This window comes from Cupriavidus sp. L7L, assembly GCF_004353535.1.
GTDB lineage: Bacteria > Pseudomonadota > Gammaproteobacteria > Burkholderiales > Burkholderiaceae > Cupriavidus > Cupriavidus oxalaticus_A.
The window spans coordinates 328703-341936 of the sequence record NZ_SMNY01000003.1 but is presented as its reverse complement, the minus strand read 5'-3'; the positions used below and the strand labels follow the sequence as shown (position 1 = coordinate 341936).

Here is a 13234-nt window from a genome sequence, read left to right as displayed (position 1 = left end):
TGATGTAACAAAATGTTTTGCGAAGCCCATGGCTCAGGCTGAAGGCTCGCGCACCCGCACCGATGGGTGCACTGGAGATAGACCGTGACAATCAACAGCTTCATAGCAGCGGACAGCGCGAGTGATGAAGCGATGGTGTTAATCGTTGATGACGACGCAGCGCTTCGCGGCGCGTTGGAGAATCTCTTCCGATCCGTCGGCATGCGTGTCGCACTGTTCGCATCCGCTGCCGAACTTCTCGCATTTGCGTTTCCGGATGCGCCTACCTGCCTGTTGCTTGATGTCAGGCTGCGCGGGCAGAGCGGCCTGGACCTGCAGACCCGGTTGTCGCAAATAGGCATCCCGGTCCCGATCATTTTTATGACCGGATACGGCGACATCCCCATGACCGTGGCTGCCATGAAGGCTGGCGCGGAGGATTTCCTGGCGAAGCCATTCCGCGAACAGGACCTGCTCGATGCCGTGACGGCAGCCTTGGAAAAGGATGAACAGCGCCGCCGTGGCATGCGCAAGCTTGATGAATTGCGAGCCAACTATCAGGGCCTCACACCACGTGAGGCCGAGGTCATGTGTCTGGTTGTTGCCGGTCGGCTGAACAAGCAAATCGCTGGCGAGCTTGGTATCAGCGAGATCACCGTGAAGATTCATCGCGGCCAGGCCATGCGCAAGATGAAGGCGCACACGTTTGCCGAGCTTGTGTTGATGGCGCAGCGACTGGGAATATGCGAGCCGCCGCTTTAAGTTCCTGCTGCCTTTCCCCGGTGTCGGGGAGAGGCATTCAGTCCTGAGGCGGCAGGGTGAACTGAAACACGGCCCCGCAAGGCTGATTGGGACTGGACCACAACCGTGGCGGAAAATAAACTTGTCACCGAGGTATCCGGCTGGAACTCATGTCGAATAAAGGTGGCGGAAAATGAATTGACATTTTTATCGACACTCTAAGAATAATTAATCAGTCAATTCGCATTAGTCCGAACTACAGACACGCGATCTCGCAGTATGGCCTGCCGTCGCGTGGACCGAGCTGAGCAGTCGAGGTACCGCAGGCGCTTTCTCCCAACTGCTCGACCGCTATCCGAAGCTCGGTGCAGACCCCAATCGGTTGGGTCTACGAAATGTTTACAACTTGTCGCATGCTGCGGTCGGCAAGCCTGTGCGCATTCTGCTGACGCCGGCGCCACGCGGGAGAGCGCGGCTCGACTGCGAAGTCCTTTGGATTCGCATGGCCATCATCTATGATGTGAATCATGTAATCATCGTATTGCCATCTTGAGGCTCCCATGGAGCAAAAGACCGCTCGGCTTACGCTGCTCATCGATCCCAACAAGAAGGCTGCCTTCGAGCGCCTTTGCGCACAGCAGGATCTGACCGCCTCGCAGGTGATACGGCGTTTTATCCGCGACTACCTCGCCCAGCATGGCGTCGATTACGTCCTCAGCGGCGTGGACACGGATAAAGCGGAAGCCATGGGCAAAGAGAAGTCACCGGTTGGCGCGCCGTCGCGGCGCGTTGCGAAACCTCCTGCCAAGCGCCGTGCGGCCCGCCGCGGAGCCTGATCCATGAGCAGCGTGCCCCCACTCACGCAATGGCTCCATCTCGACTGGATGCTTGTTGTGGTTGGGGCCTGGCTGCTTGTCGGCGTGGCAGGGGTCCTGGCGCTGCATCGGTTTGACCTGGTATCCCACCTGCTATTCCCCATCGGGGGGCTGCTAGGGTTGGCGCTGTTCGGCTTGGCGCTCCACGCTGTGTTCGGCACGCCCGAGGTCGCCGTGCTGCCCATTGGCCTGCCCGCACTGCCGTTCCACGTCCGGCTCGACAGCCTGTCCGCCTACTTCCTGATGGTCATGGGGGGAGCGGCGGCCGGCATCTCGACGTTTGCGGCTGGCTACTTCCGCAAGGGGGAAGGCACGCCGCCGGGCCTGCTCTGCCTTGAGTACCACCTGTTCCTCGCCAGCATGGCCGTGGTGATCCTGGCAGACGACGCCTACTCATTCATGGTGATGTGGGAAACCATGGCGCTGTCATCGTTCTTCCTGGTGACGGCCAACCACCGGATCGCCGAAGTGCGCGCCGCCGGCCATCTCTACATCACGATGGCGCGCATCGGAGCGATCGCTATCCTGCTGTGCTTTGGCGTGCTACAGGCCAACACCGGCGACTATACGTTTGCCAACATGCGCGCCCAGGCGCTGACGCCGTTCTGGGCCTCCGTCGGTTTCCTGCTCGCCCTGTTTGGATTCGGCGCCAAGGCGGGCATCCTGCCGCTGCACGTCTGGCTGCCGGAGGCGCATCCGGCAGCGCCGTCGCCGGTGTCGGCAATGATGAGCGGTGTCATGCTCAACACTGCGATCTACGGCCTGTTGCGGGTGTCCTTCGACTTGTTGCAGATGCGTCTATGGTGGTGGGGCGTAGTGCTGCTGGCCGTTGGATTGGCCACCGCGCTGTTCGGCGTGGTTTTCGCCGCGGTACAGACCGACATGAAGCGGCTGCTGGCCTATTCGTCGATCGAGAACATGGGCCTGCTCTTTGTTGCCATGGGCCTGACACTGCTGTTTTCGGCCTACGGCATGAAGCCAATGGCCGCGCTGGCCCTGACTGCCGCGCTCTACCATGTCGCCAGCCATGCCTTCTTCAAAAGCCTGCTCTTTTTGGGAACCGGGAGCGTGCTGCATGCTACCGCCGAGAGAAGCCTTGGCAAGCTGGGCGGATTGATTCGCTATATGCCATGGGTAGGCTGGCTGACGCTGCTGGGCGTGCTGGCCAGCGCGGGGCTGCCCCCGCTCGGTGGCTTCGTCTCGGAGTGGCTGCTGCTGCAAAGCTTCCTGTTCACGCCTGGCCTCCCAGAGCCGATACTGACCATGCTGATCCCAGTCGTCGCCGCGCTGATCGCGCTGGTGGCGGCCCTTGCCGGCTACACCATGGTCAAGTTCTTCGGCGTGATCTTCCTCGGTCAGCCGCGTGAGCCCAAGTTGGCCCACGCGCACGACGCCGGGCGCGGGGAGCGCGCGGGCATGCTGTGGCTGGCGCTGGGTTGCATAGCGCTGGGCCTGCTCCCGACCCAATTCGTCCAGCTGATCGATCCGGTGACGCAGCAGTTAGTGGCGAGCGGACTCGGCGCCCGGGCCGCGGCCGGCGGCGGCTGGCTGCTGGCGCCTAACGGCCTGGCTCAGGCCAGCTATGGGCCGGTCATTTTCCTGTTAGGTATTCTGGCCAGTTTTGCGCTTGCCTATCTGCTGGTGCGCCGCTTCTACCACGGTCGGCTTCGCCGCAGTCCGCCCTGGGCCTGCGGCTTCCCATGGAGCACTGCGCGCATGCAGGACACTGCCGAGGGGTTTGGTCAGCCGATCCGCCAGATCTTCGAGCCGTTTTTCCTGATGCGTCGTGACCTGCCGACGCCATTCGACGAACAGCCGCGCTACCGGGTCACGGTTGCGGACCATTTCTGGCGCTGGCTGTATGTCCCCGTGATCGCTCTGGCATCGTATCTGGCCCGCCTGATCGGCCGGATGCAGCAGGGACGGATTTCGGCTTACCTGCTGTACAGCTTCCTGACCCTGGCCGCCACGCTGCTGGCCGTGATGCGATGAGGGTTGCATGAACCTGACCGGGACCCTGTCACAGCTACTCGAGATCGTGATCTCGATCACGCTGGCGCCCTTGCTGACCGGCTGGGTCAATCAGTGGCGGGCCTGGCTGCAGAACAAATCGGCGCCCAGCGTCTGGCAGCCATATCGAATGCTGCACAAGCTGTTCAACAAGGAATCGGTGGTTGCGGACAATGCGTCGCCTCTGTTTCGCGCCACGCCTTATGTGGTGTTCGGATGCATGGCGCTGGCCTGCTCGATCGTCCCGACCGTGTCCACCGACTTGCCACTCGCGCCGGCCGCCGACGCGATCGCCCTGGTCGGCCTGTTCGCGCTGGCGCGGGTCTTCATCTCGCTGGCGGCGATGGACGTCGGCACTGCCTTCGGAACCTTGGGTGCGCGGCGAGAGATGCTGATCGGCTTCCTGGCGGAACCCGCGCTGCTGATGGTGCTGTTCTCCGCCTCGCTGGTCTCCAAGTCGACCTCGCTCACCACCATTGTCGAGACGATTGCTCACCGCGACCTGGCCATCTACCCCGGACTGGCGTTTGCCGGCGTTGCGTTCACCATGGTATCGCTGGCGGAGAACGCCCGTGTACCGGTCGACAACCCCGCCACCCACCTCGAGCTGACAATGATCCACGAGGCGCTGATCCTGGAATACTCGGGCCGGCATCTGGCGCTCCTCGAGTGGGCGGCAAGCCTGAAGCTGTTTGCCTATTCCTGCATCGGCCTGGCGCTGTTCTTTCCGTGGGGAATCGCTGAAGCGCAAGCCCCCTTGGCCATGCTGCTGGCGCTGCCCGTGCTGCTGTTCAAGCTCATCGTGGGTGGAATCCTGCTCGCGGCGCTGGAGACGGTGAGCGCCAAGATGCGCATCTTCCGCGTGCCGGAGTTCCTGGCCACTGCCTTTCTGCTGGCGGTGATCGGCATGCTGGTCCACTTGCTGTTGGCTCACTGACAAACAAGCTAATGACTGCGCTCCTCACCCAGTTCGTCAACCTGCTCGGCGCGGTGCTGCTGATCCTCGCCTTCGCCATGATCTCGCAGCGACGGATCCTGTCGCTGATCCACTTGTTTACGCTGCAGGGTGCGACCCTGGCATTAGCCACCGCCGTCGTTGGCTACGTGACGGGCCAGCCGCACCTTTACCTGTCGGCCGGCCTGACCCTGGTACTCAAGGTGTTGCTCATCCCCTATCTGCTGCACCGCGTTATCGATCGTCTCCAGATCCGCTGGGACGTCGAGACGCTGATCAACATTCCCACCACCATGCTGATCGGCATCCTGGTGGTGATCTTCGCCTTCAATCTCACCATGCCAATCGCGCGGCTGTCGCTGAAGCTAGCCAGCGGCACGCTGGGCATTGCGCTGGCATGCGTGCTGTTGTCCTTCCTGATGATGATCACGCGCTCCAAGGCGGTGCCGCAGGTCATTGGCTTCCTGGCGATGGAGAACGGCCTCTTCTTTGCAGCCACCGCCGCGACATACGGCATGCCGATGGTGGTCGAGCTGGGCATCGCGCTGGATGTACTGATCGGCGTGCTGATCCTGGGCGTGTTCATGTTCCAGATCCGCGAGCAGTTCGACAGCCTGGACATCCGTCACCTTGAAAAGCTGAAGGAGGATTGAGTTGATTGCGCTGGCCCTGTTGCTTGCAATGCCGCTCGCCGGCGGGCTGGTGCTCGCGCTGACGGGACATCGCGAACGCGCACGCGACATCAATGTCGCCTTCAGCCTGGGCACATTCCTCGCCGCCTGCATGCTTACAGTGCGGATCGTCGCCGATGGCCCCATGCTGGCATGGGGCCGGGAGTTCTACATCGATCCCCTGAACGTCTTTCTCGTTGCGCTGACTGCGTTCGTGGGCCTGACGACCTCGATCTTCTCGCGGCCGTACATGCGGGTGGAGCACGACCACGGCAAGATGACGCCGCCGCGGTTGCGCCTGTACCACAGCATGTACCAGCTCTTCACCTTTACCATGCTGCTGGCGCTGACGACCAACAATATGGGCATCGTATGGGTTGCGATGGAGGCCGCCACGCTGACCACGGTGCTGCTGGTCAGCGTCTACCGCACCGCCGCCAGCCTCGAAGCGGCATGGAAGTACTTCATCCTGTGCGGGGTGGGGATTGCCCAGGCGCTGTTTGGCACGGTGCTGCTCTACATGGCCGCCGAGAAAGTCATCGGCGCGGAGGGGGGCGCGTTGCTGTGGACCAATCTGGACGCGGTCAAGCGCCAGCTCGATCCCAACATCATCACGCTGGCATTCGCCTTCCTGTTTATCGGCTATGGCACCAAGGTCGGCCTGGTCCCGCTGCATAACTGGCTGCCCGATGCCCACGCCGAGGGCCCGACCCCGGTGTCCGCCGTGCTCTCCGGCCTGCTGCTCAATGTGGCGCTCTATGCCGTGCTGCGCTGCAAGGTGCTGACCGATGCGGCACTGGGCAACCATCTCACCGGCCGCCTGATGATGGGGTTCGGCCTGGTATCGGTGGTCGCGGCGGTCTTCTTCCTGATCCGGCAGCGCGACATCAAACGCATGTTTGCATATTCGTCCATCGAGCACATGGGCATGATGACCTTCGCCTTCGGCATGGGCGGGCCGATCGCCAGCTACGCCGGCCTGCTGCACATGACGGTGCATTCGCTGGTCAAGTCCGCAATCTTCTTCGCTGTGGGCCACGCCGCGCAGAAAGCGGGCACGCAAATCATGGACGACATCCGCGGGCTGATCCGTGTCAGCCCCACCGTCGGCTGGGGCCTGATGGTAGGCGCACTCGCCATCCTGGGCATGCCGCCGTTTGGGGTCTTCGCCAGCGAGTTCCTGATCGTCACGACCGCCATGCGCGAGCAGCCGTGGGCCACGCCCTTCCTGCTGATTGCGCTCGGATTGGCATTCGCCGCGGTGTTCAGCCGGGTACAACCGATGGTGTTCGGTGACACCACGCTCAAGCCGCTGGCGCATCCGCCAGCGCTGATCCCAGTGTTCGCGCACCTCGCCCTGGGGCTGATGCTGGGCCTCTATATTCCGCCCTATCTCGACACCTGGTACCGGCAGGCAGCCGCAATGCTGGGGAGCTAGACCGATGACACTGTCAGATCTCAGCCTTGACCTGGCGCGGCTGCCTGCGCCGCTGCCGGTCTGGCACGGCCAGGTCGGGCAAGACGACTGGTCTGCCACGGCCCGCGCGGTGGCGGATGCGGGTGGGCGCCTTGTTGGACTGTGGGGCGCCGACCGCAGCGCCATCGGCGGTACGTTGGCCGCATGCGTGGCGTATGCCATGCCGCGGGGACTGATATGGCTCGAATTGCGGCTTGATGGTGTCGCGCCCACCGTGCCGGATCTGAGCAGTGCATTCCCGTGCGCAGGCCGAATGCAGCGTGCCATGACCGACCTGGCGGGTATCGCCGTGCACGGCAGCCACGACGCCCGGCCCTGGCTGGACCACGGCCTGTGGTCGCCAGGGCCGCGACCGCTGCAAAACGGCGCGCAGCTGAGTGCGGCCACGGCCGGCAAACTGCCGGCCGACTATCCTTTCGTGCGTGTAGAGGGCGACGGGGTGCACGAGATCGCGGTCGGCCCGGTGCATGCCGGCATCATCGAACCCGGCCACTTCCGCTTTTCCGTGGTCGGAGAAAAGGTCCTGCGGCTGGAAGAACACCTGGGCTACACGCACAAGGGCATCGAGCGGCGGTTCACCGAACTGCCGCCGCTGGAGGGCTACCGTCTGGCCGGCCGGGTCTCGGGCGACTCCACCGTGGCCTACGCCTGGGGCTATTGCATGGCGCTCGAGTCTGCCTGGGACTGTGCGCCCCCGCCGCGCGCAAACTGGCTGCGTGCCCTGATGCTCGAGCGTGAGCGCATGGCCAATCACCTGGGTGACCTGGGGGCGCTGGGCAACGACGCGGGGCTGGCCTTCGGCTTGGCGCAATTCTCGCGCTTGCGCGAAGACTGGCAGCGGCTGTCCGGAGAGGCTTTCGGCCACCGGCTGATGATGGACGCCGTGGTACCGGGCGGCGTAGCGCAGGACTTGACGCCAGCCATGCTTGAGCGCTTGCGGCAGCAGTGCAACCACATTGAGCGGGAAGTGCGCGTGCTGCGCGCAGTGTACGACGAACATGCGGGCCTGCAGGACCGCTTTCTTGGGGCGGGCCGCGTCACGCCACAGCTTGCCGCCCAGCTTGGGCTGACGGGGCTGGCCGGACGTGCCAGCGGCCGAGCGGCGGACCTGCGCTGCGACCATGCCTGGCCGCCCTACGATAGCCTTGCCGTAAAAATGGCCGGACACCGCGGCGGCGATGTCGCCGCCCGTGTCGCGGTGCGATTCGATGAGGTGCTGGAGTCGCTGCGACTGATCCGTGCCATCTGTGCAGGCTTGCCGGATGGGGCCACGCGACTTGCGCTACAAGCGCCCGCCGGTGCCGCCATTGGGGCGGGATGGGTGGAGGGCTGGCGCGGCGAAGTCCTCGTCGCGCTCGAACTTGCCGATGACGGCCGCATCCTCCGCTGTCATTGCCACGACCCGTCGTGGCAGAACTGGCCGGTGCTTGAGCACGCCATCATCGGCAACATCGTGCCGGACTTTCCGCTGATCAACAAATCCTTCAACCTCAGCTATGCGGGGCACGACCTCTGATGTGGCAAATCCTCAAGCAAATCGCCCACACCGGCATCGTCACTGAGCCTGCGCCGCCCGGCGCGGGGGAGGCTGCCTCTATCCAGCGCATCCACCGGGAACTGCTCGACATTCTCGGCCAGGCGCTGACGATCCGGCAGGTCGACGCAGGCTCGTGCAATGGCTGCGAGCTGGAGATCCACGCGCTCGGTAATCCTTACTACAACATCGAAGGCCTGGGCATCAAGTTCGTCGCCAGCCCGCGCCACGCCGACATGCTGCTGGTGACCGGGCCCGTCTCGCGTCATATGGAGGAGGCGCTGCTGCGCACCTACGCGGCAACCCCGGAGCCGAAACTGGTGGTGGCGGTAGGCGACTGCGGTTGTACCGGCGGGATCTTCGGCGAGAGCTATGCGAGCTGCGGCCGTGTCGCCAACGTGATCCCGGTCGACGTAGCCGTGCCGGGCTGTCCGCCGCCGCCAATAGAGATCCTGCGCGGAATACTAAGCGCCGTTCGGCAGGCCGGTGCCACACGGCGCTAGCGATCCGGCCCTGGCATCAGCGGTGCGCACTTGAGCGTGGGCACCGGCCGGCTCCCGTCCTGCTACGCATCACCCACTTCCTTCGCCACTGACCTCGGCGCGCCGAGCGTCGGCCGGGTGGCGTAGTCCACCTCGTACCGCTGCAAATAGTCGCGAATCATCTGGCGAACGACTTGGGATGGCGTCTGGTCCTGGGCGGCGCAGAGTGCCTCAAAGGCCTTTTTTTTCTCCGGATCGATCAATACGGTCAGGCGGGCGGTCTTGGATTCCATGCGTCTAACAATGTCATCGTATTATAATGCCATTATCATTATATACATCTCCTGGATGCGCCGGCATGCCATCGGCACGGTGTGCAGGCTGGCAGGGGCGCGGTCCCGCGCGAACGAGTCTTGAGGGCACCTTTTTCTGATGAGGGCGCAGTGGTAGAAGTGACGATAGAAGTAACTGCCGGCAACGGATTTCAAGGACGGAATTCTGCACGGTTGGCTTTCACGGCCAATCAGTTTGAGTGCAAGATCCTGCTCGCCAGCGGCCCCTGGATCGCAAACGCCAAGAACGTTATGGAGGTCATGCGCCTGTCCGCCCAAGTGGGGACACACCTGGGCATCCAGGCGGACGGCGTGGACGAGGCCGCCGCTGTCGTCACTATCGCGGCATTGTTGAGGGGCGAGGCGCTCCCCAAGTCTCGTTAATGGAAACCGACAGATGCACGCCGACCGCTCCTCGTTCGAGGCTTATCTGAAATTCCTGGCCGAGGCGGCCAACGACGGTACGCCCCAGGTGTTGGAAACCCAGCACGCCCTGTCGCTGCATTTCGACGCGCTGGCCACCCAAAGCTTCATGTCGCGCAAGGATCCCGACAGGCTCGTGCTGGGTTATACCCGGACCATGATGGGATTCCTGCTGTTGCACCCAACGCCCGCCAGAATCTCGATGATCGGCCTGGGGGGCGGTTCACTGGCCAAATATTGCTACCGGCACCTACCCAATACCAGGATTGTGGCCATTGAGATCAATCCGGCGGTCATTGCCCTGCGCGACCAGTTCCACATCCCGCCGGATGACGAGCGACTCGAGGTAGTTTGCGCGGATGGCGCCGAATATGTCTCGAACCGGAATGCGCGACCGGACGTCATCCTGGTGGATGGCTTCCTGGCCGACGGCATGCCGGTGCAGCTTGGCACCGCGGACTTCTATGCCGACTGTCATGCACGCTTGACCGATACCGGGGTGCTGGTTGCGAATTTTCTCGAAAGCGATCCCGATATTCCGCTCTACCTGGAGGAAGTCAGCGCCTCGTTTGGTCAGTCGATATCGCTTTCCCTTTCCGAAGACAGTTGTAACTACACGCTGTTTGCCTGGAAATGTGCGCACAAGCTGCCCTCCCTGAACGCGCTGACGGCGCGTGCGCGCATCCTGGAAACGGCGCATTCGCTGAACCTGACCGCGGCCGCTCGCCGCCTGAAGCACGGCGAGCGGCTTGCGTCGGATCGCGCCTTCTGGCCTAAGCTCGGAAGGTCGCAGACTCGGTATTGACACCGCCCCCCCGCGCGCACACCACCTTACCGACGCGACCATGCCAATCCTGTACCTGCGTAAGCTCACCGGGAAGGAGCGCAATCCCGGGATCAATCGGCAACTCGCCTGCTACCTGGCCTTCGTTGCCGGAGCGACCAACGCGGGAGGCTTCCTGGCCGTGCAGCAGTACACCTCTCACATGTCGGGGATCGTGTCCGCGATGGCCGACAACCTGGCGCTTGGCAGTTTCTGGCTGATGCTGGACGGCCTGGGGGCCATGCTGTCGTTTTTGGCGGGTGCCGCCTGCTCGGCGGTGCTGATAAACTGGGCTCGGCGCGAGCGGCTGCATAGCGAATACGCATTGCCGCTCATGTTGGAAGCTGCGCTGTTGGTGTGTTTTGGCCTGCTTGGCAGCAATCTCGAGCACCACGAATGGTTGTTTGTACCAGCAACGGTCATGGTGCTCTGTTTCATCATGGGCTTGCAAAATGCCATGATCACCAAGCTGTCGAACGCCGAGATCCGCACCACGCACGTGACCGGCATGGTCACCGACATCGGTATCGAACTGGGCAAGCTGTTCTATTGCAACCTGTCCAGAGCCGATTCGAGCAAGCCACTGGTGCTCGCCAATCGGCACAAGCTACAGGTACTTATCACCCTGGTCGCCTTATTCTTTGCCGGCGGCGTCATTGGCGCCTTGGGGTTCAAGCACGTCGGGTTCAGCGCCACGCTTGTCCTGGCAACCTTGCTGCTCGCCCTCGCGGCGGTTCCGGTGCTCGACGATGTGCGCCTGCACTTGTGGCGCCGGGACCTTCTGCCTCATTTGGCCGCACGTTCCCGGCGTTGGGCTCGGGCAGTCAAGGAAGATGTGCACGCGGTGTGGCTGGCCGCGCACGATCCCCGCACGCCTTGGTATGCGAAAGCGCTAGCCTTGCTGGTCGCAGCCTATGCCTTGTCGCCCATTGACCTGATTCCGGATTTCATTCCAGTGCTCGGCTATCTGGACGACGTGGTGCTGGTACCGCTCGGCTTGTTGCTGGCAATACGATGGATTCCTGCGGAAGTAATGCGCCAGCATCGCGTAGCCGCCGCAGAGGCCGCAAATCGCCCCGTCAGCCACGTTGCGGCGCTGGTGATCGTGATCCTCTGGGCCATTGCCGCGGTGTCGGTAATGATCTGGCTCGTGCAACATCTGCCCGGGCGGGGAAGCACCTGAAACGACGGCCCGATCAGGCGCAAAGTTGCGCAAACCTGAGCTGATGACACGGCTCAATGGCTTCGTAGAGAGTAAGACATGAGCGACGAACAGTATCACCGTGCCGTGGATCTGATCCACTTGCTCTACGCAGCGCTGGTCGGCCTGATGTCCCCCGGCGGAGGCGAGGAAGCTCGTGAGCTGGCCGAGAGCGCTATGCAAGAGGCGTCGGAATTCCTCGGATTACAGCCGGGGGAACGGTAGTTGAACTCGATTGCGGCGCTCAGTTGGGTCGCACGTAGCGCGCAGCCTTCCGCAGCCTCGGCTCGCTCCCGACCGACTGTCTGATACCTGCACCAATGAATAGTCAAAAGATCAGATTTCTTCGCTCACGAATTCCCACCTTCGAGTGCACCCCTGGATGTCATGACTGTTGTGGGCCGGTGACCACCTCAACCGAAGAGATGTCGAGGCTTCCCGTTAAGAGCGATGCCGAGCACGAAACTGCGCTGGCAAACCTAAATTGCCCCCATCTGGATACCAAGGGGTGTAGCGTGTATTCGGAGCGCCCGTTGATTTGCCGCTTGTTTGGCACGACCCCAAGGCTTGCCTGCCCGAACGGAAATCGGCCGGAAAGAATGATCGATCCGGATATTGAAGAAGAAATTCAGCGCTTCTTTGTAGAGACACGCCACGTGCTGGTATGAGGCAAGAGGCACCGGCGGTAACAACAGGACGCAGGCAATTCGCTATCGTAAGGCCGCCTTGCGCAGCAGAGCCAACCCTGGCGGCCAGCAATGCCGGCGGTATCTAGGCTCGAGACCAATCAGGCGCTGGACGAGATCGGGCGGGAGTCTGGTCCGTCGCGTGGAGTGCATTCGCCGATTGACCCCGTGGCATTGCGCACATCAAGCAAACCGGAGCACGCGACGCGGCTCGATACCTATCGCGAGCGCGTCATGCGAGCTCCTTCAGACAACGGCTTTGAGGACGTCCGCTGCCAGGTCCGCCTCCGCCAGCGAGTCGACGGCCACGTAGGCGACAAATTGCGTACCGATTACCGCCGCTGAAAAACCACGTAGGTTGATCCTCGCTTCGGCAAGGTCCTCGGTCAAGGCAGCGGCAAGGCCCGGTATATTCTGGCCCATGACGCGCACGCAATGCTGCTTTTGCGTGAGATTGAATCCGGCGATGGCCGCCGCCACCATTTCGCGCTCTCCCTGCAATGGTGTGACAAACACGACGCTTTCGCCAGGCCTGTCCGGACTGCGCCGGGCAATGATGAATTGCAGATCGGCCCCCACATCGCGCAAGGTCGTCAGGACCCCGGCTAGGCCACCCGGCTTGTCCGGTATGCTCGCCGCCCAAACTTCCACTTGTTCCACGAGCAGTTCCATCGTCGTTTCTCCTTGCTCCACCCGTTCGGCGCGAGAGGCCGCTCCCCGTATCGGCTCATCCAGCCGTGGCGCACCGTCCATTGGATGGGTGCTCAGCGAGAAGCCGTCGTCTTGCGGGCGAACGGCGAACGTGCCTGGCGTTAGCGGTAAACGTGAAGTGTAGTAAAGATAAAGATGCTCCGTCGAAGCGCCTGAGCAGAAGGTTCGATAAATCAATAAGTTAGCGTTTCCTTGGTGGGCAGGCGTACCAACAACACCCTTCGCGGTGGGCTTGCCGGCACGCAGGTCGCGCACCGGCCCCGGTATTTGTTGGAATTGACCGGACCGCCAAGGCGGGCGGGGATAGACGTCAAACCGAATCAACGCGGCGCGG

At 62.8% G+C, this 13234-nt stretch carries 15 protein-coding genes; 13 read left to right on the top strand and 2 right to left on the bottom strand.

Translation table 11 applies throughout. The features are described from left to right. Nucleotides 1–132 precede the first annotated feature (132 nt). The 8 genes from E1J61_RS03595 (at nt 133) to E1J61_RS03560 (ending at nt 8745) form a co-directional block, all read left to right on the top strand. Nucleotides 133–741 carry a response regulator transcription factor gene (locus E1J61_RS03595; protein WP_133092986.1) on the top strand — a complete coding sequence of 203 codons (609 nt, stop codon included), beginning with the start codon at nt 133–135 and terminating at the stop codon, nt 739–741. 539 nt (nt 742–1280) lie between these two features. Further along, on the top strand, nt 1281–1556 hold the full coding sequence (locus E1J61_RS03590; RefSeq protein ID WP_133092766.1) for a ribbon-helix-helix protein, CopG family: 276 nt from the start codon (nt 1281–1283) through the stop codon (nt 1554–1556). Between the two features lie 3 nt (nt 1557–1559). Beyond that, a complete protein-coding gene (hyfB, locus tag E1J61_RS03585; protein WP_133092765.1) occupies nt 1560–3587 on the top strand; it encodes a hydrogenase 4 subunit B in 2028 nt (675 codons plus the stop codon). A 7-nt stretch (nt 3588–3594) separates the two neighbouring features. After that, a complete protein-coding gene (locus tag E1J61_RS03580; RefSeq protein ID WP_133092764.1) occupies nt 3595–4542 on the top strand; it encodes a respiratory chain complex I subunit 1 family protein in 948 nt (315 codons plus the stop codon). 11 nt (nt 4543–4553) lie between these two features. Beyond that, on the top strand, nt 4554–5213 hold the full coding sequence (locus E1J61_RS03575) for a formate hydrogenlyase (protein WP_133092763.1): 660 nt from the start codon (nt 4554–4556) through the stop codon (nt 5211–5213). Nucleotide 5214: 1 nt separating this feature from the next. Beyond that, nucleotides 5215–6669 carry a hydrogenase 4 subunit F gene (locus E1J61_RS03570; protein WP_133092762.1) on the top strand — a complete coding sequence of 485 codons (1455 nt, stop codon included), beginning with the start codon at nt 5215–5217 and terminating at the stop codon, nt 6667–6669. A 4-nt stretch (nt 6670–6673) separates the two neighbouring features. Beyond that, entirely contained in the window at nt 6674–8224 is a 1551-nt protein-coding gene (locus tag E1J61_RS03565) for an NADH-quinone oxidoreductase subunit C (protein WP_133092761.1), read from the top strand. Next, a complete protein-coding gene (locus tag E1J61_RS03560; RefSeq protein WP_133092760.1) occupies nt 8224–8745 on the top strand; it encodes an NADH-quinone oxidoreductase subunit B family protein in 522 nt (173 codons plus the stop codon). Before E1J61_RS03565 ends, E1J61_RS03560 begins: the two co-directional genes overlap by 1 nt. Before the next feature lie 62 nt (nt 8746–8807). Here the strand turns inward: E1J61_RS03560 and E1J61_RS03555 are convergent, their stop codons facing one another. Then, nucleotides 8808–9017: a ribbon-helix-helix protein, CopG family gene (locus tag E1J61_RS03555; RefSeq protein WP_133092759.1), complete on the bottom strand. Its 210-nt coding sequence runs from the start codon at nt 9015–9017 to the stop codon at nt 8808–8810. Between the two features lie 150 nt (nt 9018–9167). Here E1J61_RS03555 and E1J61_RS03550 point away from each other — a divergent pair, with 150 nt between their 5' ends. The 5 genes from E1J61_RS03550 (at nt 9168) to E1J61_RS03535 (ending at nt 12171) form a co-directional block, all read left to right on the top strand. Then, on the top strand, nt 9168–9440 hold the full coding sequence (locus E1J61_RS03550) for an HPr family phosphocarrier protein (RefSeq protein ID WP_133092758.1): 273 nt from the start codon (nt 9168–9170) through the stop codon (nt 9438–9440). Nucleotides 9441–9453: 13 nt separating this feature from the next. After that, nucleotides 9454–10284 carry a fused MFS/spermidine synthase gene (locus E1J61_RS03545; protein ID WP_133092757.1) on the top strand — a complete coding sequence of 277 codons (831 nt, stop codon included), beginning with the start codon at nt 9454–9456 and terminating at the stop codon, nt 10282–10284. Between the two features lie 40 nt (nt 10285–10324). Next, nucleotides 10325–11485 carry a DUF1275 domain-containing transporter gene (locus tag E1J61_RS03540; RefSeq protein ID WP_133092756.1) on the top strand — a complete coding sequence of 387 codons (1161 nt, stop codon included), beginning with the start codon at nt 10325–10327 and terminating at the stop codon, nt 11483–11485. A gap of 78 nt (nt 11486–11563) precedes the next feature. Continuing rightward, nucleotides 11564–11728 (top strand): hypothetical protein, encoded by a 165-nt coding sequence (locus E1J61_RS37290; RefSeq protein WP_165971416.1) that lies wholly within the window; start codon nt 11564–11566, stop codon nt 11726–11728. A gap of 95 nt (nt 11729–11823) precedes the next feature. Continuing rightward, a complete protein-coding gene (locus E1J61_RS03535; RefSeq protein ID WP_133092755.1) occupies nt 11824–12171 on the top strand; it encodes a YkgJ family cysteine cluster protein in 348 nt (115 codons plus the stop codon). Between the two features lie 264 nt (nt 12172–12435). On the opposite strand, the gene E1J61_RS03530 is transcribed toward E1J61_RS03535, so the two are convergent. Next, complete coding sequence (locus E1J61_RS03530) at nt 12436–12861, bottom strand: amino acid-binding protein (protein ID WP_133092754.1); 426 nt, start codon at nt 12859–12861, stop codon at nt 12436–12438. Between the last annotated feature and the right edge of the window lie 373 nt (nt 12862–13234).

Excerpts from the sequence above, each read along its gene's own strand:
- E1J61_RS03595 (WP_133092986.1), top strand. The coding sequence starts at position 133 with ATGGTGTTAATCGTTGATGACGACGCAGCGCTTCGCGGCGCGTTGGAG.
- E1J61_RS03590 (WP_133092766.1), top strand. The coding sequence starts at position 1,281 with ATGGAGCAAAAGACCGCTCGGCTTACGCTGCTCATCGATCCCAACAAG.
- hyfB (WP_133092765.1), top strand. The coding sequence starts at position 1,560 with ATGAGCAGCGTGCCCCCACTCACGCAATGGCTCCATCTCGACTGGATG.
- E1J61_RS03580 (WP_133092764.1), top strand. The coding sequence starts at position 3,595 with ATGAACCTGACCGGGACCCTGTCACAGCTACTCGAGATCGTGATCTCG.
- E1J61_RS03575 (WP_133092763.1), top strand. The coding sequence starts at position 4,554 with ATGACTGCGCTCCTCACCCAGTTCGTCAACCTGCTCGGCGCGGTGCTG.
- E1J61_RS03565 (WP_133092761.1), top strand. The coding sequence starts at position 6,674 with ATGACACTGTCAGATCTCAGCCTTGACCTGGCGCGGCTGCCTGCGCCG.
- E1J61_RS03560 (WP_133092760.1), top strand. The coding sequence starts at position 8,224 with ATGTGGCAAATCCTCAAGCAAATCGCCCACACCGGCATCGTCACTGAG.
- E1J61_RS03555 (WP_133092759.1), bottom strand. The coding sequence starts at position 9,017 with ATGGAATCCAAGACCGCCCGCCTGACCGTATTGATCGATCCGGAGAAA.
- E1J61_RS03545 (WP_133092757.1), top strand. The coding sequence starts at position 9,454 with ATGCACGCCGACCGCTCCTCGTTCGAGGCTTATCTGAAATTCCTGGCC.
- E1J61_RS03540 (WP_133092756.1), top strand. The coding sequence starts at position 10,325 with ATGCCAATCCTGTACCTGCGTAAGCTCACCGGGAAGGAGCGCAATCCC.
- E1J61_RS37290 (WP_165971416.1), top strand. The coding sequence starts at position 11,564 with ATGAGCGACGAACAGTATCACCGTGCCGTGGATCTGATCCACTTGCTC.
- E1J61_RS03535 (WP_133092755.1), top strand. The coding sequence starts at position 11,824 with ATGAATAGTCAAAAGATCAGATTTCTTCGCTCACGAATTCCCACCTTC.
- E1J61_RS03530 (WP_133092754.1), bottom strand. The coding sequence starts at position 12,861 with ATGGAACTGCTCGTGGAACAAGTGGAAGTTTGGGCGGCGAGCATACCG.